The 18,887-nt window shown below is 61.2% G+C and carries 17 protein-coding genes and 2 tRNA genes; 12 read left to right on the top strand and 7 right to left on the bottom strand.

Annotation, left to right across the window (positions count from 1 at the left end; translation table 11 throughout):
• The first annotated feature begins 28 nt into the window (after window positions 1–28).
• Window positions 29–334 carry a YkgJ family cysteine cluster protein gene (locus HNO86_RS15090; protein WP_175377738.1) on the top strand — a complete coding sequence of 102 codons (306 nt, stop codon included), beginning with the start codon at window positions 29–31 and terminating at the stop codon, window positions 332–334.
• Window positions 335–467: 133 nt separating this feature from the next.
• Here the strand turns inward: HNO86_RS15090 and HNO86_RS15085 are convergent, their stop codons facing one another.
• From HNO86_RS15085 to hemA, 6 genes are all read right to left on the bottom strand, one after another.
• Window positions 468–986: an acyloxyacyl hydrolase gene (locus HNO86_RS15085; RefSeq protein WP_175377737.1), complete on the bottom strand. Its 519-nt coding sequence runs from the start codon at window positions 984–986 to the stop codon at window positions 468–470.
• A gap of 111 nt (window positions 987–1,097) precedes the next feature.
• The gene (gene murI / locus HNO86_RS15080) at window positions 1,098–1,889 is read right to left on the bottom strand and encodes a glutamate racemase (RefSeq protein ID WP_175377736.1); all 792 of its coding nucleotides are present in this window, start codon (window positions 1,887–1,889) and stop codon (window positions 1,098–1,100) included.
• Complete coding sequence (locus HNO86_RS15075; protein ID WP_175377735.1) at window positions 1,882–2,637, bottom strand: molybdopterin-synthase adenylyltransferase MoeB; 756 nt, start codon at window positions 2,635–2,637, stop codon at window positions 1,882–1,884. The genes murI and HNO86_RS15075 overlap by 8 nt, the downstream gene beginning before the upstream one ends.
• Window positions 2,631–3,461, bottom strand: a complete 831-nt coding sequence (gene prmC, locus HNO86_RS15070) for a peptide chain release factor N(5)-glutamine methyltransferase (RefSeq protein ID WP_175377734.1) — start codon at window positions 3,459–3,461, stop codon at window positions 2,631–2,633. Before prmC ends, HNO86_RS15075 begins: the two co-directional genes overlap by 7 nt.
• On the bottom strand, window positions 3,462–4,544 hold the full coding sequence (gene prfA / locus HNO86_RS15065) for a peptide chain release factor 1 (RefSeq protein ID WP_175377733.1): 1,083 nt from the start codon (window positions 4,542–4,544) through the stop codon (window positions 3,462–3,464).
• Window positions 4,541–5,830, bottom strand: a complete 1,290-nt coding sequence (gene hemA, locus HNO86_RS15060; RefSeq protein ID WP_175377732.1) for a glutamyl-tRNA reductase — start codon at window positions 5,828–5,830, stop codon at window positions 4,541–4,543. The genes prfA and hemA overlap by 4 nt, the downstream gene beginning before the upstream one ends.
• 225 nt (window positions 5,831–6,055) lie before the next feature.
• On the opposite strand from hemA, the gene HNO86_RS15055 reads away from it, so the two are divergent.
• From HNO86_RS15055 to HNO86_RS15010, 10 genes are all read left to right on the top strand, one after another.
• Window positions 6,056–7,780, top strand: coding sequence for a tetratricopeptide repeat protein (locus HNO86_RS15055; protein WP_175377731.1), 1,725 nt, complete (start codon window positions 6,056–6,058; stop codon window positions 7,778–7,780).
• A gap of 4 nt (window positions 7,781–7,784) precedes the next feature.
• On the top strand, window positions 7,785–8,402 hold the full coding sequence (lolB, locus tag HNO86_RS15050; RefSeq protein ID WP_175377730.1) for a lipoprotein insertase outer membrane protein LolB: 618 nt from the start codon (window positions 7,785–7,787) through the stop codon (window positions 8,400–8,402).
• 1 nt (window position 8,403) lies between these two features.
• Window positions 8,404–9,255: a 4-(cytidine 5'-diphospho)-2-C-methyl-D-erythritol kinase gene (ispE, locus tag HNO86_RS15045; RefSeq protein WP_175377729.1), complete on the top strand. Its 852-nt coding sequence runs from the start codon at window positions 8,404–8,406 to the stop codon at window positions 9,253–9,255.
• 36 nt (window positions 9,256–9,291) lie between these two features.
• Window positions 9,292–9,366, top strand: a tRNA-Gln gene (locus HNO86_RS15040).
• 47 nt (window positions 9,367–9,413) lie between these two features.
• Window positions 9,414–10,355 carry a ribose-phosphate pyrophosphokinase gene (locus tag HNO86_RS15035; protein ID WP_003171603.1) on the top strand — a complete coding sequence of 314 codons (942 nt, stop codon included), beginning with the start codon at window positions 9,414–9,416 and terminating at the stop codon, window positions 10,353–10,355.
• A 140-nt stretch (window positions 10,356–10,495) separates the two neighbouring features.
• On the top strand, window positions 10,496–11,092 hold the full coding sequence (locus HNO86_RS15030; RefSeq protein ID WP_175377728.1) for a 50S ribosomal protein L25/general stress protein Ctc: 597 nt from the start codon (window positions 10,496–10,498) through the stop codon (window positions 11,090–11,092).
• Between the two features lie 169 nt (window positions 11,093–11,261).
• Complete coding sequence (pth, locus tag HNO86_RS15025; protein WP_007973893.1) at window positions 11,262–11,846, top strand: aminoacyl-tRNA hydrolase; 585 nt, start codon at window positions 11,262–11,264, stop codon at window positions 11,844–11,846.
• Between the two features lie 22 nt (window positions 11,847–11,868).
• The gene (gene ychF / locus HNO86_RS15020) at window positions 11,869–12,969 is read left to right on the top strand and encodes a redox-regulated ATPase YchF (protein WP_175377727.1); all 1,101 of its coding nucleotides are present in this window, start codon (window positions 11,869–11,871) and stop codon (window positions 12,967–12,969) included.
• A 421-nt stretch (window positions 12,970–13,390) separates the two neighbouring features.
• The gene (locus tag HNO86_RS15015; RefSeq protein ID WP_175377726.1) at window positions 13,391–15,448 is read left to right on the top strand and encodes a methyl-accepting chemotaxis protein; all 2,058 of its coding nucleotides are present in this window, start codon (window positions 13,391–13,393) and stop codon (window positions 15,446–15,448) included.
• A 116-nt stretch (window positions 15,449–15,564) separates the two neighbouring features.
• A tRNA-Met gene (locus HNO86_RS15010) sits at window positions 15,565–15,641 on the top strand.
• 102 nt (window positions 15,642–15,743) lie between these two features.
• Here HNO86_RS15010 and HNO86_RS15005 read toward each other — a convergent pair.
• Window positions 15,744–16,853: a DUF2817 domain-containing protein gene (locus HNO86_RS15005; RefSeq protein WP_175377725.1), complete on the bottom strand. Its 1,110-nt coding sequence runs from the start codon at window positions 16,851–16,853 to the stop codon at window positions 15,744–15,746.
• Between the two features lie 165 nt (window positions 16,854–17,018).
• Between HNO86_RS15005 and ggt the strand changes: the two genes are divergently transcribed.
• Entirely contained in the window at window positions 17,019–18,854 is a 1,836-nt protein-coding gene (ggt, locus tag HNO86_RS15000) for a gamma-glutamyltransferase (RefSeq protein ID WP_175377724.1), read from the top strand.
• Window positions 18,855–18,887: the final 33 nt, after the last annotated feature.

The raw sequence follows: 18,887 nt of genomic DNA, 5'->3' as shown, positions 1-18,887 counted from the left end.
GTCGCTGTCCTGCCTTACACTGCGCGCCATGAAAACCATTCCCCACCTGCAAATCGCCGAATCGGCCGTGACCTGCTCGAGCTGTGCAGCCTGCTGCTGCCAGCTGGAAGTGATGCTGATCACCGACACCGGCGTGCCCGAGCGTTACATCGACACCGATGAATGGGGTGGGGAAGTCATGCTGCGTCTGGATGACGGCTGGTGTGCCGCGCTGGATCGCGACACGATGATGTGCACCATCTACGAAAAACGCCCGCTGATTTGCCGGGAGTTCGAGATGGGTGCGCCGGAATGCCTGGATGAGCGTGAGGGGATTGCGACGGCGTATCGCTGAGACTCCCAGCCCCCTTGCCCTCTGTAGGAGCCAAGCTCGCGATGGTCTGGAGAACGCCGCCGGGTGTCAGATTCCCAGCGTTATCGTTGACGACCATCGCGAGCAAGCTCGGCTCCTACAGGGGGTACAGGCGTTACAGCGGCATCGTGTAATGCAACGCGTAACTCTCTACCCCATCGTTCGGGCTGCTGATCCCGGCATTGGAATAGTGCGTCGCGCGAATGCCGACTTCATGTCCGCCGGCAAAGCGCAGGCCGACACCAAAGCGGTCTTCGAACTGAAAGGCACCGCCCAGTTCGTTGCCTTCCACTTCCGTGTTGGCGAACAACGCCACGCCTACCCCAAGTTCCACATAGGGTTTGACGTTCTGGCCGGAAAACTCGTAAACGAACACAGGCGAGAAAGACAGGCTGTGGTTGCTGGAGGACTCGTCACCTTCCCAGTAGGTATAGGCACCGCTCCAGTAACCGGTGAGTCGACCGACGTCGGTCTGCCACCAACTCTTGTCCCAATCGAATTGCATACCCAGACGATAAGTCATGGTCGAATCACTGGTCTGACCGACCCCGAACTCCACCCCCGCCGCCTGTGCCGTAAAACTTTGCCCCATCAACGCGGCCGCAATCGCGGCCAAACAGAATAGTCGCTTCATAGAAACATCCTTTTCCGAACGATTTCGTTTGGTTTTATTGTTGCTTGACGCTCACAGCTATAGAAGTCGACGGTTTATCAGAAGTTCACCCCAATTGCTGTTTCCCCCTAACTACCTTTCAAAGCTTTGCACAACACCGCGGTTATGCCACAGGATCGGCAATATATTTGTGAAATGCGCAGGGTCGGCGCTGCTCCAGAACTGCGCGGTTCGCGCAGGTCCTTCGGCGAGCAATTCGCGCTCGGCGAGCAGGCGTTGAAGCTGCCGCGCGACGGCGGCGCCGGTGTCGATCAGACTGATGTCATCGGGGATCATCTGCTTGAGCAGCGGCTTGAGAAAGGGGTAATGGGTGCAGCCGAGAATGATGGTGTCGGCGCCAGCGGTGAGCAGCGGCCGAACGTAGCTTTCCAGCAACTGGCGCAGGGCCGCGCTGTGCAGATCGCCACTTTCGATAAGCTCCACCAGCCCGGGGCAAGGCTGAGTGATCACGCGCACATCGCTGGCGAAGCGGTCGAGCAATGCGGCGAACTTGGCGCTCTGCAGAGTGCCCGTCGTCGCCAGCACGCCAACCACGCCGCTGCGGGTCGCGGCCGCCGCCGGCTTGACCGCCGGCTCCATGCCGACGATGGGCCACTCTGGGTAATCGCGCCGCAAATCCGCGACACCGGCAACGGTGGCGGTATTGCAGGCCAGCACCAGCGCCTTTGCGCCGTGCCCTTGAAAGAAATCGGCAATCACGCTGCAACGTTGCTGGATGAATGCCGGCGACTTTTCGCCGTAAGGAACATTGCCGCAATCGGCGACGTACAACAGCGATTCGTTGGGCAGCAAGCGCTGGATCTCGGCCAGCACCGACAGCCCGCCAACACCGGAGTCGAAAACGCCGATCGGCGCTTCACGCATGCGTTGACCCACAGACACTGCAGCCCGGATCGCGCTTGACCCGCAACTCGCGAAAGCGCGAGCCCAGCGCATCGATCAACAGCAGACGCCCCACCAGCGGCTCGCCGAAACCGGCCAGCAACTTGAGTGCTTCGAGCGCCTGCAAGCTGCCCACCAGCCCCACCAACGGACCGACCACGCCAGCTTCGCTGCAGGTCAGTTCGGCCTCGCTGCCGTGCCCGTACAGGCAGTGGTAGCACGGGCTCTCGGCGCGGCGCGGATCGAACACCGACAACTGCCCTTCCAGGCGAATCGCCGCACCACTGACCAGCGGCTTGATCGCCGCGACGCAAGCGGCATTGACCGCTTCGCGGGTGGAAAAGTTATCGGAGCAGTCGAGGACCAGATCCACCCCGGCCACCACTGCCGCGAGTGAGTCTTCATCCAGCGCGGCGCGATGGGCCACCAGCCGGACTTCGGGATTGATGGCCGTCAGACGCTTGATCGCCGAATCGACCTTGGTGGTGCCGACGCTGTCGGTGTCGTGAATGATCTGGCGCTGCAGGTTGGTCAGGTCGACCGTGTCGAAGTCCGCCAGATGCAGTTCACCGACACCTGCCGCCGCCAGGTACAGCGCCACCGGGGCGCCGAGACCACCGAGGCCGACGATCAGCACGCGACTGTCCTTGAGCTTCAGCTGACCGTCGATGTCGATGTGGGCCAACAGGATCTGTCGGCTGTAGCGCAGCAATTCCTGATCATTCAGCACGGCAGGCGTCCCAGACTGATGCGTTGATGGCCGCCCAGGTCGGTGCGGCTGTGGACTTCTTCGAAGCCGCGGGTCAGCAGCAGATCGCGCACGGCTTCGGCCTGATCGTAACCGTGTTCAAGCATCAACCAGCCACCGGCTTCCAGATGATCCGGTGCCTGGGCGACGATCAAGCGCAGATCGTCGAGCCCGTCGACACCGGCGACCAAGGCACTGGCCGGCTCGAAGCGCACATCACCCTCGACCAGGTGCGGGTCGGCGGCGGCGATGTACGGCGGGTTGCTGATGATCAACTGAAAACGCTGGCCTTGCAGCGCACTGAACCAGTGACTGCTGAGCACCGTGGCGTTGTTCAGATGCAGGCGCTGGCGATTGCGCTCGGCCAGGGCCACGGCTTCCAGCACGCGGTCCACGGCGGTGACTTTCCATGCCGGACGTTCGCTGGCCAACGCCAGTGCGATGGCGCCGCTGCCGGTGCCCAGATCCAGGACCTTGGCCGGTGTGGCGGGCAACAGTTCGAGGGCGGCTTCCACCAGCAACTCGGTGTCCGGACGCGGGATCAGGGTGTGCGGCGCCACTTCCAGGTCGAGCTTCCAGAAGCCCTGCTGACCAAGAATATAAGCCACCGGCTCACCGCCACGACGGCGTTGCAGATAATTGGAGAATGTCAGCGCTGCTTCACTGGGCACGATGCGCTCGGGCCACGTGTGCAGAAAGCTGCGGGACTTGCCCAGCGCCGCCGCCAGCAACAGTTCGGCGTCCAGGCGCGCAGTGGGCGAATCGGGCAAATCGGCGGCGCGCAACAGACTGGCGATGATCGTCATTTACTCACCTATCGCTGCCAGTTGATCGGCCTGATATTCGGCCAGCAGCGGCTCGATCACCGCCTCGACACCACCGGCGAGGATTTCGTCCAGGGAGTACAGCGTCAGGTTGACCCGGTGGTCGGTCACCCGGCCCTGGGCAAAGTTGTAGGTGCGGATGCGCTCGGAACGGTCACCGGAACCCACCAGCAACTTGCGCTCGCTGGCAATCGCGTTGGCGGCGGCACTGGTCTGCTGATCGTTGAGCTTGGCCGACAGCCAGGCCATCGCCCGCGCCCGGTTCTTGTGCTGCGAACGCTCTTCCTGGCACTCGACCACGATGCCGGACGGCAAGTGGGTGATGCGGATCGCCGAGTCGGTCTTGTTGACGTGCTGACCACCCGCACCGGAGGAACGGTAGGTATCGATGCGCAGGTCCGCCGGGTTGATCTCGATGGCTTCCTGCTCGTCAGGCTCGGGCAACACGGCCACGGTGCAGGCCGAGGTGTGGATCCGCCCCTGGGACTCGGTCGCCGGAACGCGCTGCACGCGGTGGGCGCCGGATTCGAATTTCAGTTTGCCGTAGACGTTCTCGCCCTCGACCCGGGCGATGACTTCCTTGTAGCCGCCGTGTTCGCCCTCGTTTTCCGAGAGGATTTCCACGCGCCAGCCACGACGCTCGGCGTAACGCGAATACATGCGGAACAGGTCGCCGGAGAAGATCGCCGCCTCGTCACCGCCGGTGCCGGCGCGGATTTCGAGGAACACGTTGCGTCCGTCGTTCGGGTCCTTGGGCAGCAACATGCGTTGCAGGCTGGCTTCCAGTTCGACCAGTTGTTCCTTGGCTTCGCGGACTTCTTCCACGGCCATTTCGCGCATGTCCGGGTCGCTGTCCTTGAGCAGGGCCTGGGCGCTTTCGAGGTCGCCCTGCACTTTGAGCAACTGTTGATAGGCGCTGATGATCGGTTCGACTTCCGCGTATTCCTTGGAATAGGTGCGGAATTTGGCCTGATCGGAAATGACCTCGCCGTCGCCCAGCAAGGCGGTCAATTCCTCGAAGCGGTCCTGGAGAATGTCCAGTTTTTTAAGCAGTGACGCTTTCATTGCGATTTCTTATCCGAAAAGCTTTCCGATGAGCCCTCATTGAGGGCAAAGAGTTCCTGGGCCATCGCCAGCGCATCGAGGCGCCCTTCGGCAGAGAGCTTTTTCAACTGCACGCTCGGGGCGTGCAACAGTTTGTTGGTCAGGCCACGGGCCAGTTGCACCAGCACCTCTTCGGCACTGCCGCCGTTGGCCAGCAGGCGCTGGGCCTTTTGCAGTTCTTCGTCGCGCAGGCGTTCGCTCTGTTGACGATAGGCCTTGAGCACGTCCACCGCCGCCAGTTCGCGCAGGCGGACCATGAAATCCTCGGCGCCGACCGAGACCATTTCTTCCGCGGCCTGCGCGGCGCCCTGACGACTCTTGAGGTTCTCGGCGACCACTTCGTGCAGATCGTCGACGCTGTAGAGGTAAACGTCGTCCAACTCGCCGACTTCAGGTTCGATATCCCGGGGAACGGCAATGTCCACCATGAAAATCGGCTTGTGCTTGCGCAGTTTCAGCGCACTTTCCACAGCGCCCTTGCCAAGGATCGGCAATTGGCTGGCGGTCGAACTGATGACGATATCGCTGCGCACCAGCTCTGCCGGAATGTCCGACAGCAGCACCGCATGGGCGCCGAACTGCTCGGCGAGGATGCTGGCACGCTCCAGCGTGCGGTTGGCCACGACGATGCGTTTTACGCCCAAGTCATGCAGATGGCGGGCGACCAGGGTGATGGTCTCGCCGGCGCCGATCAACAGGGCCTGGCTACGCTGCAGGTCGCTGAAAATCTGCTTGGCCAGGCTGACCGCGGCAAACGCCACGGAAACCGGGTTTTCGCCGATGGCGGTGTCGGTGCGCACCTGCTTGGCCGCGTTGAACGTGGCCTGAAACAGCCGACCGAGCAACGGACCGACGGTGCCGGCTTCGCGGGCCACGGCGTAGGCCGACTTCATCTGGCCGAGAATCTGCGGTTCGCCCAGCACCAGCGAGTCGAGCCCGGAGGCGACGCGCATCATGTGACGAACTGCCGCATCATCTTCATGCACATAAGCGCTTTCGCGCAGCTCTTCGAAGCTCAATTGATGGTATTCGGCCAGCCAGCGCAGCACGATTTCGGCCGACAGGTGATCCTGTTCTATATAGAGTTCACTGCGATTGCAGGTGGAGAGGATCGCAGCTTCGCGGCTGTCGGTGAGTCGGCAGAGCTGCTGCAGGGCCTCAACCAGCTGCTCAGGGGTAAAGGCCACGCGCTCGCGGACGTCTACTGAAGCAGTCTTGTGGTTAATACCGAGTGCGAGGAAGGCCATTCAAAGTCGCTGATGGTGACGTGAAGCCGGCAATTGTCCTACTTCGAAAGATTCAGGACAACTACCCGATATCTATCGCCCCGGTAGAGATCGCCGGCGATTGCGAGCCGTTCTCGTTTGAGCGGACGCCACTGCGGTGAAATCGGTAAATTGGCGGGCCGGTTATGTTTGACCGAAAGCTTGTGTCATGATGGCCCGACCGCAGGTTAGTCGCCCTCTTCCTATATGAATAGATCCTCCGCGTTGCTCCTCGCATTTGTCTTCCTCACCGGCTGCCAGGCCCTGGCCCCGGTATCGCCCGACAGCGCCTCGCCGGTCGAAGACAGCACCCCGGCACCTGAAAAACCCAAGGTTTACAGCTCGTTCAGCCAGGACACGATCTTCAGTCTGCTGAGCGCCGAACTGGCAGGCCAGCGCAATCGCTTCGACATTGCCCTGGACAATTACGTGACCCAGGCGATCAATACCCAGGACCCGGGCGTCTCCGAACGGGCATTTCGCATCGCCGAATACCTGGGCGCCGACCAGCCCGCTCTGGACACCGCCCTGATCTGGGCCAAAAACGCTCCGGACGACCTCGAGGCGCAACGTGCCGCTGCCGTGCAACTGGCGCGCGCCGGGCGTTATGACGACTCGATGGTCTATATGGAGAAAGTCCTGCAGGGCAAGGGCGATACCCATTTCGACTTTTTGGCCCTGTCCGCGGCGGATACCGACCAGGACACCCGCAACGGTCTGATGAAGAGTTTCGACCGTCTGCTGCAACGTCACCCGAACAACGGCCAGCTGATCTTCGGCAAGGCCTTGCTGCTGCAACAGGATGGCGACTCCCGCGCAGCGTTGACCCTGCTGGAGGACAATCCGCCGGAAGACGGCGAAATCGCCCCGATCCTGCTGCGCGCGCGCCTGCTGCAAACCCTGGGTCGCAGCGATGAAGCCCTGCCGCTTCTGCAAAAAAGCATCAAGAAATACCCGGACGACAAGCGCCTGCGCCTGACCTACGCGCGCATGCTGGTCGAACAGGACCGCATGGATGACGCCAAGGCCGAGTTCTCCAGCCTCGTTCAGCAATACCCGGAAGACGACGAACTGCGTTATTCCCTGGCGCTGGTCTGCCTGGAAGCCAAGGCATGGGATGAAGCCAAGGGCTATCTGGAAGACCTGATCGCCCGGGAAAGCCACGTCGATTCGGCGCACCTGAACCTGGGCCGGATCGCCGAAGAGCGCAACGATCCACAGGGCGCGCTGATCGAATACGGCCAGGTCGGACCGGGCAACGACTACCTGCCGGCCCAACTGCGTCAGGCCGATATCCTGATGAACAACGGCAAGACCGCCGAAGCCCAGAGCAAACTGGCCGCCCAGCGCGACGAACAACCGGATTACGCGATCCAGCTGTATCTGATCGAAGCCGAAACCCTGGCTGCCAACAAGCAGGGCGACAAGGCCTGGCAGGTTCTGCAAAAGGCCCTGCAACAATACCCGGATGATCCGAACCTGCTGTACACCCGGGCGATGCAGGCGGAAAAACGCAATGACCTGGCGCAAATGGAGAAAGACCTGCGCCTGATCATCAAGCGCGACCCGGACAATGCGATGGCACTGAACGCCCTCGGTTATACCCTGTCCGATCGTACGACCCGTTATGCCGAAGCCAAGGCCCTGATCGAGCAGGCACACCAGATCAATCCGGAAGATCCGGCGGTACTCGACAGCCTCGGCTGGGTGAATTTCCGCCTGGGCAACCTGGACGAAGCCGAACGCCTGCTGCGTCAGGCCCTGGAACGCTTCCCCGATCAGGAAGTCGCCGCACACCTGGGCGAAGTCCTGTGGGCCAGCGGCAAACAGCGTGAAGCCCGGCAAATCTGGGACAAGTTCCTCAAGGCACAACCCGACAGCCCTATCCTGCGCAGCACCATCAAGCGCCTGACCGGTTCAGAGACTCTTTAAGATCATGTTTTTGCGTCACATCATCGTTTTCAGCTTCATCGCCCTGCTCGCCGGTTGTGCGGGTTTCGGTGCCCGCGAATCGGTCGAGGGGCACGGCAACCCCGCGCAATGGCGCGAACACAAACAGCAACTGACCAACCTCGACGGCTGGCAGATCGACGGCAAGATCGGAATTCGCGCACCGAAAGACTCGGGCAGCGGCACGCTGTTCTGGTTGCAGCGCCAGGATTACTACGACATTCGCCTTTCCGGCCCACTGGGTCGCGGTGCCGCACGCCTGACCGGGCGGCCGGGCAAAGTGTCGCTGGAAGTTGCGAACCAGGGCCGCTATGAAGCGCCGAGCCCGGATGCGCTGCTCGAAGAACAGCTGGGCTGGAAACTGCCGGTCTCCAATCTGGCCTGGTGGGTCCGCGGGCTGCCGGCGCCGGACAGCAAGAGCCGCCTGACCCTGGACGGCGACAGTCGCCTGGCCAATCTGGAACAGGACGGCTGGCAGGTCGAATACACCGCCTACGCCGAGCAGAACGGCTACTGGCTGCCCGAGCGGATCAAGCTGCACGGCAGTGACCTCGACGTCACGCTGGTGATCAAGGCCTGGCAACCGCGCAAGCTGGGGCAATGACATGTCGACCGCTCGCCTGACCCTGCCCTCCCCGGCCAAGCTCAATCTGATGCTGCACATTCTTGGTCGCCGCGAAGACGGTTATCACGAATTGCAGACGCTGTTTCAGTTCCTCGATTACGGCGACGAAATCACCTTCGCCTTGCGCGAAGACGGCGTGATTCAACTGCACACCGAGTTCGAAGGCGTTCCTCACGACAGCAACCTGATCGTGAAGGCGGCGAAAAAACTGCAGGAACAATCGGGCTGCACCCTGGGCATCGATATCTGGATCGACAAGATCCTGCCCATGGGCGGCGGGATCGGCGGCGGCAGTTCGAATGCCGCGACCACCCTGCTGGGGCTCAACCATCTCTGGCAACTGGGCTGGGATGAAGACCGGCTGGCCGCGCTGGGCCTGACCCTGGGGGCCGACGTTCCGGTTTTCGTTCGCGGCCACGCGGCCTTTGCCGAAGGCGTGGGCGAGAAACTCACCCCCGTCGATCCGCAAGAACCCTGGTACGTCGTGCTGGTGCCGCAAGTCTCTGTAAGCACAGCGGAAATTTTTTCCGATCCGTTGTTGACACGTAACACGCCGCCCATTAAAGTGCGCCCCGTTCCTGAGGGAAACAGTCGAAATGACTGCTTGCCGGTGGTAGCAAGACGTTATCCAGAGGTTGGTAATGCCTTGAATTTGCTAGGTAAATTTACCGAAGCAAAACTCACCGGGACTGGAAGTTGTGTGTTTGGGGGCTTCCCAAGCAAAGCTGAAGCTGATAAAGTCTCGGCCCTTCTTACAGAGACCCTTACAGGTTTTGTAGCAAAAGGAAGCAACGTTTCGATGTTGCATCGCAAGCTGCAAACTCTGCTCTAAAGGAACCGAGTACCGGGTACTCGTTGCAACAGATACAGGGGCGTCGCCAAGCGGTAAGGCAGCAGGTTTTGATCCTGCCATGCGTTGGTTCGAATCCAGCCGCCCCTGCCATTTTCCTATACTCATCCAGGTATACCCTCAGCCTTCAGGTACTGCGCGTGTCCAAGATGATGGTCTTTACGGGGAACGCTAACCCCGATCTGGCTCGGCGTGTCGTACGTCAGCTGCATATCCCTCTCGGTGACATCTCTGTCGGCAAGTTTTCCGACGGCGAAATTACTGCCGAGATCAATGAAAACGTTCGCGGTAAAGACGTCTTCATTATTCAGCCGACTTGCGCTCCGACCAACGATAACCTGATGGAACTGGTAGTGATGGCTGATGCCTTCCGCCGCTCCTCGGCTACTCGTATCACTGCTGTTATTCCTTACTTTGGTTATGCCCGTCAGGATCGCCGTCCGCGTTCCGCACGTGTGGCCATCAGCGCGAAAGTCGTTGCTGACATGCTCACCGTAGTCGGCATCGACCGTGTTCTCACGGTTGATCTGCATGCTGACCAGATTCAGGGCTTCTTCGATATTCCGGTAGATAACATCTACGGCTCCCCGGTTCTGGTGGATGACATCGAAGATCAGCGCTTCGAAAACCTGATGATCGTGTCCCCGGACATTGGCGGCGTCGTGCGTGCACGTGCCGTTGCCAAATCCCTGGGCGTGGATCTCGGGATCATCGACAAACGCCGTGAGAAAGCCAATCACTCTGAAGTGATGCATATCATCGGTGATGTCGAAGGGCGTACCTGCATCCTGGTCGATGACATGGTCGATACCGCCGGCACCCTGTGCCACGCGGCCAAGGCCTTGAAAGAGCATGGCGCTGCCAAGGTTTTCGCCTACTGCACGCACCCTGTGCTGTCGGGTCGGGCGATCGAAAACATTGAAAATTCCGTGCTGGACGAGCTGGTGGTGACCAACACCATTCCGCTGTCCGCAGCCGCACAAGCCTGTGCGCGTATCCGTCAACTGGATATCGCACCGGTTGTTGCCGAAGCGGTCCGCCGCATCAGCAACGAAGAATCGATCAGCGCGATGTTCCGCTAAGGGCCCTGCCCTTTCAGAACATCCCGTTGACGAAAAGCGCCCCGCCCCGGCATTCCTGTCGGGGCGGGGCTTTTTTGCCCATACCGTGTCCGGCGCTGGTCGCAAACGCCAACCGGTGATGGCTATTTTGGAGATACAAAATGACTGACTTTACTCTGAACGCTCAAGCGCGTACTGACCTGGGGAAAGGTGCGAGCCGCCGCCTGCGTCACGCCGCCAACATCCCTGCCGTTGTTTACGGTGGTGACAAGCCTGCTCAATCCCTGACCATCGTGGCCAAGGAAATCACCAAGCTGTTCGAAAACGAAGCTGCTTTCAGCCACGTTATCGAGCTGAACGTCGACGGCACCAAGCAAAACGTCGTTGTCAAAGCGATGCAGCGTCACCCAGCCAAGCAATTCATCATGCACGCTGACTTCGTGCGTGTTGTTGCTGGCCAGAAACTGACTGCAAAAGTACCGGTTCACTTCATCAACGAAGAAGCTCCGGTCAAGAAAGGCGGCGAAATTTCTCACGTTCTGAACGAGATCGAAGTTTCCTGCGAAGCCAAGGACCTGCCTGAATTCATCGAAGTTGACCTGGCTGATGCCGAAGTCGGCGCGATCATTCACCTGTCCGACCTCAAGGCTCCTAAAGGCGTTGAGTTTGTTGCTCTGGCACACGGCGATGACAAGGCAGTTGCCAACGTCCACGCTCCACGTGTTGCTCCAGAAGCTGCAGAAGGCGCTGCAGAGTAATTTCACTCTGTACGCCGGAGTGACGGAAACATCGCGGACTGGAACGTAGCGAGAAAGCGGGCGGGAACGCGGAGTTTACATTCATGGTAAATGAGCATTTTTCGTCCACTTTCGCCGCTCGCACCTTTTGCGGCGATGTTATCCACCACTTCAAGGAAGGGCCCCTATCGTGACTGCCATCAAACTGATCGTTGGCCTGGGAAATCCAGGCGCCGAATACGAACAGACCCGGCATAACGCAGGGGCCCTTTTTGTTGAGCGCATCGCGAACGCACAAGGTGTGAATCTTGTGGCCGATCGCAAATATTTCGGCCTGACCGGGCGCTATTCGCATCAGGGTCAGGATGTTCGTCTACTGATTCCCACCACCTACATGAACCGCAGCGGCCAGGCCGTGGCGGCACTCGCCGGTTTCTTCCGCATCAAGCCCGAAGAAATCCTGGTGGCACACGACGAACTCGATCTGCCTCCGGGCGTCGCCAAGCTCAAGGTTGGCGGCGGCCATGGCGGTCACAACGGGTTGCGCGACATCATTGCGCAATTGGGCAATCAGAATACGTTCCATCGCCTGCGGCTTGGCATCGGTCACCCGGGCGTCGCCAGCATGGTTTCAAATTTCGTCCTGGGTCGTGCGCCACGCGCCGAACAGGAAAAACTCGATGCCAGCATCGACTTTGCCCTCGGCGTGCTGCCGGATATCCTCGCCGGTGAATGGAACCGTGCGATGAAAAACCTGCACAGCCAGAAGGCCTGACTCTACTCCGAGGGGAAACACCATGGGATTCAATTGCGGCATCGTCGGCCTGCCTAACGTCGGCAAGTCCACCCTGTTCAACGCCCTGACCAAATCCGGTATCGCGGCCGAGAACTTCCCCTTCTGCACCATCGAGCCCAACAGCGGTATCGTGCCGATGCCGGATTCGCGTCTGGATGCCCTGGCAGCCATCGTCAATCCAAAGCGCATCCTGCCGACCACCATGGAATTCGTCGACATCGCAGGCCTGGTAGCCGGCGCGTCGAAAGGTGAAGGCCTGGGCAACAAGTTCCTGGCCAACATCCGCGAAACCGATGCCATCGCCCACGTGGTCCGCTGCTTCGAAGACGAGAACGTGATTCACGTCTCCAACAGCGTCGACCCGAAACGCGACATCGAGATCATCGACCTGGAACTGATCTTCGCCGACCTCGAGAGCTGCGAGAAGCAACTGCAGAAAGTCGCGCGCAACGCCAAGGGCGGTGACAAGGATGCCGTCGCGCAGAAAGCCCTGCTCGAGCAACTGATCCCGCACTTCACCGAAGGCAAGCCGGCACGCAGCCTGATGAAGAACATGAGCGCCGAAGAAAAGGCGATCATCAAGGGCTTCCACCTGCTGACCACCAAGCCTGTGATGTACATCGCCAACGTGGCTGAAGACGGCTTCGAGAACAACCCGCACCTGGACGTGGTCATGGCCATCGCCGCCGAAGAAGGCGCCGTGGTCGTTCCGGTCTGCAACAAGATCGAAGCAGAAATCGCCGAACTGGATGATGGCGAAGAGAAAGACATGTTCCTCGAAGCCCTGGGCCTGGAAGAACCTGGCCTGAACCGCGTGATCCGCGCCGGCTACGAAATGCTGCACCTGCAGACCTACTTCACCGCCGGTGTCGAAGAAGTCCGCGCCTGGACCGTCCGCGTCGGTGCCACCGCACCACAAGCCGCCGGCGTGATCCACACCGACTTCGAAAAAGGCTTCATCCGCGCCGAAGTGATCGCCTACAACGACTTCATCCAGTTCAAGGGTGAGCCTGGTGCCAAGGAAGCCGGTAAGTGGCGCCTGGAAGGCAAGGACTACATCGTTAAAGACGGCGACGTGATGCACTTCCGCTTCAACGTGTAAGACTGAAGCTCAAGAAAAAGCCGCGCTCATGCGCGGCTTTTTTGTTCCCGCAAATCACTGTAGGAGCGAGGCTTGCCCTAATGCCAGTCACTTAAAAGGTTGAACTGGCGATGAGTACATTGTGGCGAGGGGACTTGTCGAAACGTCGCACCGCCCCTCGCCACAAGTGTGTGTTCGACCAACACATCGACTTCATCGGCGCAACGCTGATAGCTCATCGCCATGGTCTGAATCTTGCCTTGCTTATCCGCTTCAACGCGGCCTCCTTACAAAGGGGGCCGAGAATGGGAAGTTTCGCCACAGAGTCGGCCTACAGAGCTGACGAGGGTGAATTTTCGAGGCCTTTTTGCGGACACGGGTCGGGGACGTACGCACCTCGACGCACACCAATGGTGCGTGGTGTCCAGGGGAGTCGTGGGGCATGCAGGCTTTTTTATCACCGGGGATCGGACTGCTGGGGCGTTTTGGCTTCGCACGCAAATTCCAGCTGTTGTTTCTGTTGTTCATCCTGCCGCTGGCCGGCAGCTTGTGGATGATCGGCCAGGACTATCGCGACAAACTGAACCTGATCTCCGGCGAACGTGCCGGGGTTCGCCAACTGTTGGCCCTCGATGCACTGGATAACCTGCTGGCGGCACAACGCGATCGCGCAGCCCGTTGGCGCGCCACTGAAACCAACCGTCAACCGACGCCTGCCACCCTCGCCGCCATGGCCTCGTTCGATGCGGCTCAACCCGCCGTCGCCCAGGCCACTTCGGACTTGAGCAACACCCTGCAAAAGGAAGGCGCCGAGGGCGAAACCCTGGCTCGCTTTCAGGCGCTGCAAAAAGCCCTCGAAGGCCTGGACTCGAAAAGCCTGGGCAGTGTCGGCTGGTGGCCGGACGGCTACGATCGCTTCACCAGCGCCTTGAGCGCCCTGCAAGCCTTGCGCGAACAGATCGCCATGGACAATCGCCTGACATTGGCGCCATGGCTGGAAACCTATTTGCTGACGCAGATCTCCACTCAGCACGCCCCGGATTTGATCGAACGGGTTGGTCGTCTGGCGGCGGTTGGCCAGGCATCAGTGGTGTCCGGGCAGTTCACCCTGCAGAGCCGCCTGCAACTTCGCGACTTGCGCAGCCGTATCGGTGATGCCCGCGAGCAATTGGTGAAAACCGCGAGCCTGCTGGAAGCGCGGCTGCCCAGCGCCCTGCAAACCTGGGCCGGGCAGTACCAGGACAGCCTCAAGCGTCTGGACGGCGGCCTGAAAGTCCTCGATGACGGCGTTTTCGGCGGCAGCATCAACCTCAAGCCGGAAGACTTCGAGCGCAGCATGGACGCCCTGCTCGCCGACCTCGCGACTTTGCGCCAGCAATCGCTGGTGTCACTGGATCAACGCCTGGATTACTACCATGGTTCGGCGATTCGCCAGTTCATCGTGGTGGCGAGCGTGTTCGGCATCCTGCTGCTTGCAGCCTTGTACCTGTTCATCTGTCTGCAGGCATCGATTCGCCGCAGCGCCAGCGGCATCACCCTGCTCGCCGAAGGCCTGCGCGATGGCAATCTGAGCCTGCAGGCGCCGGTACAGGGTCGCGACGAACTGGCCGCCATCAGCACGGCCCTGAATGTCGCCGTCGTGCAATTGCGCAGCAGCCTGCTGGGTGTCGATCACGAAACCTCGCAATTGAGCCACGCGGTCCAAACCCTCAATCACCACTCCAGCGATGCCCTGGGCGAAGTCGAAGCCCAGCAGTTGCAGATCAGCCAGATCGCCGCAGCCGCCACGCAACTGGCCGCCACCTCCCAAGGGGTCGCCGAAAGCTGCGAACGGGCTTCCGGCAGTGCCCAGCAAACCCGGCGCATCGCCGCCGACAGCAGCCGTGACAGCCAACGCACCACCGCAAGCATCCAGCAGCTGAATCAGCGCCTGAATGACACCGCGGCCGCCCTTGGCCGGGTCAGCGAGCAGGGGCAGCAGATTCAGATGGTGGTCGACACCATTCGCGGTGTCGCCGAGCAGACCAACCTGCTGGCACTGAACGCCGCCATCGAGGCCGCTCGTGCCGGGGAGCAGGGTCGTGGTTTTGCGGTGGTGGCCGACGAGGTGCGCAGCCTCTCGCAACGCACCCAGTCCTCCACCGCGCAGATCGCCGGGACGGTCGACAGCTTGCGCAACACGGTGAACGAAGCGGTCGGCCTGATGGAAGCCGCCTGCGGCCAAGCGCAATCCGATGCGCAGGCCGTGACCGGGCTGGGTGAGCGCCTGGGAGAAATTGCCAGCGCCGTGCAGGGTGTCACCGACACCCTGGCGCAGATCGCCACGGCCGTCGATGAACAAGCGAGCACGGCCGACGAGGTCAGCGGCAACATCCAGCAAGTCGACCAGGCGGCGGTTCGCCTGCTGGAAGGTGCGCGGGCGGTGAACCTTGCAGCCGACACCTTGAGCCACGGCAGCAAGGCCCTGAGCGCGAATACCGGCAGGTTCCAGCTCAAATGATGACCTCCCCCGGGCCGTTTTTCCGGCTCGGGAGGATAAGCGGTTGAAAATGTAGAAAAATATTTTGGAATTACGCTTGACGCATCTGCATTACCGGTGAATAATGCGCGCCACTTGGCTACATAGCTCAGTTGGTTAGAGCATAGCATTCATAATGCTGGGGTCCGGGGTTCAAGTCCCTGTGTAGCCACCAAGTACTAAAAACGGCTTACCGCAAGGTAAGCCGTTTTTTTATGCCCCAAGAAAAGTCAGCTGCCATGCAGAGCGGCAGGACCGCTTTGCATGGCGCTTCGTCTCAGGTGCGAATCGTCGGCAGCGCCGACAGCGCCTTCTCCCAGATCTGCCAAGTTCGAAGCCAGACCATCGCCTGCCAGTCGCTGTCGGCGGGAAAGAATTGCTCCAGCAGGTTGAGCTTGATGTCGCGCCCCGTCGCATCGCTCGGATTGCCATGCAGGTGCAGCCAGTGATCATCGCGGAGATGGCGATGCACGTCCGGCCCGGGATAAGTCCCGCACTCGATGACGAACGGCATCAACCGCACCTGCGGCAAAGCATTGATCAGCGCCTGCGAGGTATAGCCGGTTGCGGTCGCCGCCACGCCGGTTTCGCTCACCGTGCCGGCACCGGTGTGCAAGGTGTAGAGCCACGGGCCATAAATTGCCTGGGCATCGGCCAGCGCCGGATAAGCGGATTCGGTGATGGTCAGCAGCATCGGATGACCGTATTCCCCGGCGCCGGTGTGCAGGTCGAAACACATCGCGACCTCGGCATGGCTCAGGTGCGCTTGCAGGATCCGGTGCAGCGTGCGGTTCGACCAGCTCGGCGCCAGCCCGCCGTAGAACAGGCCATCGGCATGCCCGTGCTGCCCGCCCTCGACAATCGACATGACCGCCGACCAACCGTGCTGGTGGATTTGCTCATTGAGCAGCGCATCGGCCTGATCACGTTCGGGACCTTGCAGCTGCGGGCACCCATAGATGCCGTGCAGCGCGTCATAGGCCCGGTTGTCCGGCAACGGCCCGTCGAAGTTCAGGTGATTGCGGTTCAGGTCGATGTTGTCTTCGTTGACCCGACGCAGCCACGCCATGCCCCACGGGTTGATCGCATGGATCATCACCACCGCGACATCGTCCGGCAACGTGCGTTTGCCGAGGTCTTGCAGCCATTTGATCTGACAACCCGAGCCATAGAAGCCTTCGACGCCGTGGGTGCCGCTGAGCGCGACCAGCAGGCGTTTGGCGCCGGGATCGCCGAGCACCGCCACATCCGTACTCAGATCCTCGCCAAACGGCCCCTTGAGCGGGTGTGGGTACTCGGTCAGCGTCGCTCCGGCTGCACTGACAGCCGCGAGGAATTGTTCGCGCTGGGATCGGTAGCTCGGCTGGGTCGGGAATTCGCTCTGCATGTCGGCCTCTTGTAGATTTTTCTGGCGGGCTATCGGCAATGACCCTACAGAAATTCCATCCATTGATGAAGGATAAAAGCACCGTTGCTGTAGGACGCGGTTTGCGCCCCTTCTCAACGGTGGATAAAGTCCCTGAACCTTTCCCAAGGACAGAGGCCTCCGCGCATGTTTTCAGCCCTCCACTTTCGTCTGCCAGCGCTGTCGCTGCTGGTCGCTGCGTTAACGCTGGCCGCCTGCAACGCACCGCCCTCCTCACCCTCGGTTTCGACCCTGCCCCAGGCCCCGGAAAACGCTTCCGGTTTCCGCACCGACCTGCAAACCCGTCACGCTTCCCGGCACATGGCCGCTGCCGCGAACCCGCTGGCCGCCGAAGCCGGGCGAGAGATGCTGCGTCGTGGCGGTTCGGCGATCGATGCGGCGATTGCGATGCAGGCGGTGCTGACCCTGGTCGAACCGCAATCTTCAGGCATTGGCGGTGGCGCGTTGATCATGCTGTGGGACGGCAAATCCGTGCGCACCTACGATGGCCGGGAAACGGCACCGGCTGGCGCCACGGAGAAACTTTTCCTGCAGGCCAACGGACAACCGATGGCATTTCCCGAGGCGCAGATCGGTGGTCGTTCAGTGGGAACGCCCGGGGTGCTGCGGGCCCTTGAGCTGGCCCATCGAAAACACGGTCGCCTGCCGTGGGCGCAATTGTTCGAACCGGCCATCGAACTTGCCGATCAAGGTTTTGCCATCTCGCCCCGCCTTCATCTGCTGATCGCCTCGGATTCGAAGCTGCGCACCTCGCCCGACATGGCGGCGTACTTCCTGAATGCCGACGGCAGCCCGAAAGCCGTCGGTACGCGCCTGAAGAACCCGGCACTGGCCAATGTCTTCCGGCGCATCGCCAGCGAAGGCGCAGACGCCCTCTACAAAGGCCCCATCGCCGAGGAGATCGTGGCCAAGGTCCAGGGTCACGCCAACCCGGGCAGCCTGTCGCTGAATGACCTCAAGGGCTACAGCGCCAAGGAACGCGCGCCACTGTGCACCGACTACAAGCGCTGGCAGGTCTGCGGCATGCCGCCGCCGTCATCCGGCGGGATTGCCGTGGCTCAGATTCTCGGCACGCTGCAAGCCCTTGAGGGGCAGGACAAGCGCCTTGCCCTGGCGCCGCTGAAGCCGGTCAAGACCAGCGCACCAGCGGGCATCGAGCCATCACCAGAGGCGGTGCACCTGATCTCCGAAGCCGAGCGCCTGGCCTACGCCGACCGCGCCCAGTACGTGGCCGATACCGACTTTGTGCCGGTGCCCGTCAAAGGTCTGGTGGACCCCGCCTATCTGGCCAGCCGCGCCGAACTGATCAGCAATCGCAGCATGGGCACGGCCAAACCCGGAACGCCGCCGGGCATCAAGGTGGCGTTCGCGACGGATCGTTCGCCACTGCGAATCTCCACCTCGCAAGTGGTGGCGGTGGATGATCAGGGTGGCGCGGTCTCCATGACCACCACCATCGAATCCGCCTTCGGCTCGCACCTGATGGTTCAGGGCTTCCTGCTCAACAACGAAATGACCGACTTTTCGTTCATCCCCGAAGAGTACGGAAAGAAAGTCGCCAACCGCGTCGAACCTGGCAAACGCCCGCGCTCGTCCATGGCCCCGACGCTGATCTTCGACCGCCAGAGCGGCGAATTCGTCGCCAGCGTCGGCTCCCCCGGCGGCTCGCAAATCATCGAATACGTCGCCAAGACCACCATCGGCCTGCTCGACTGGAACCTCGACGCACAGTCCGCCATCAACCTGCCCAACTTCGGCAGCCGCAACGGCCCGACCGAACTCGAGGAAGGTCAATTCAGCCCCGCGCTGATCCATGCACTGAAGGACAAAGGCCACAACGTCAGCGAAATAGACATGACCAGCGGCACCCAGGCGATCGTTCGGGTCAAGGACGCACAGGGCAAGGCCTCACTGACAGGAGGCGCCGACCCTCGGCGTGAGGGGGAAGCGTTGGGGGATTGAGTCTTACGTGAGTGTGGGAAAGGGCTTACCGGG

The organism is Pseudomonas sp. C1C7, assembly GCF_013359595.1.
In the GTDB taxonomy this organism is placed as follows: domain Bacteria; phylum Pseudomonadota; class Gammaproteobacteria; order Pseudomonadales; family Pseudomonadaceae; genus Aquipseudomonas.
The sequence above is the reverse complement of the archived record's forward strand: the minus strand, read 5'-3'. Positions and strand labels throughout refer to the sequence as shown.

Coding starts and splice junctions, on each gene's coding strand:
- murI (WP_175377736.1), bottom strand. CDS start 1,889: ATGCGTGAAGCGCCGATCGGCGTTTTCGACTCCGGTGTTGGCGGGCTG.
- ispE (WP_175377729.1), top strand. CDS start 8,404: ATGTCGACCGCTCGCCTGACCCTGCCCTCCCCGGCCAAGCTCAATCTG.
- ggt (WP_175377724.1), top strand. CDS start 17,019: ATGTTTTCAGCCCTCCACTTTCGTCTGCCAGCGCTGTCGCTGCTGGTC.
- prfA (WP_175377733.1), bottom strand. CDS start 4,544: ATGAAAGCGTCACTGCTTAAAAAACTGGACATTCTCCAGGACCGCTTC.
- HNO86_RS15030 (WP_175377728.1), top strand. CDS start 10,496: ATGACTGACTTTACTCTGAACGCTCAAGCGCGTACTGACCTGGGGAAA.
- lolB (WP_175377730.1), top strand. CDS start 7,785: ATGTTTTTGCGTCACATCATCGTTTTCAGCTTCATCGCCCTGCTCGCC.
- HNO86_RS15005 (WP_175377725.1), bottom strand. CDS start 16,853: ATGCAGAGCGAATTCCCGACCCAGCCGAGCTACCGATCCCAGCGCGAA.
- HNO86_RS15055 (WP_175377731.1), top strand. CDS start 6,056: ATGAATAGATCCTCCGCGTTGCTCCTCGCATTTGTCTTCCTCACCGGC.
- HNO86_RS15085 (WP_175377737.1), bottom strand. CDS start 986: ATGAAGCGACTATTCTGTTTGGCCGCGATTGCGGCCGCGTTGATGGGG.
- prmC (WP_175377734.1), bottom strand. CDS start 3,461: ATGACGATCATCGCCAGTCTGTTGCGCGCCGCCGATTTGCCCGATTCG.
- HNO86_RS15090 (WP_175377738.1), top strand. CDS start 29: ATGAAAACCATTCCCCACCTGCAAATCGCCGAATCGGCCGTGACCTGC.
- ychF (WP_175377727.1), top strand. CDS start 11,869: ATGGGATTCAATTGCGGCATCGTCGGCCTGCCTAACGTCGGCAAGTCC.
- HNO86_RS15015 (WP_175377726.1), top strand. CDS start 13,391: ATGCAGGCTTTTTTATCACCGGGGATCGGACTGCTGGGGCGTTTTGGC.
- hemA (WP_175377732.1), bottom strand. CDS start 5,830: ATGGCCTTCCTCGCACTCGGTATTAACCACAAGACTGCTTCAGTAGAC.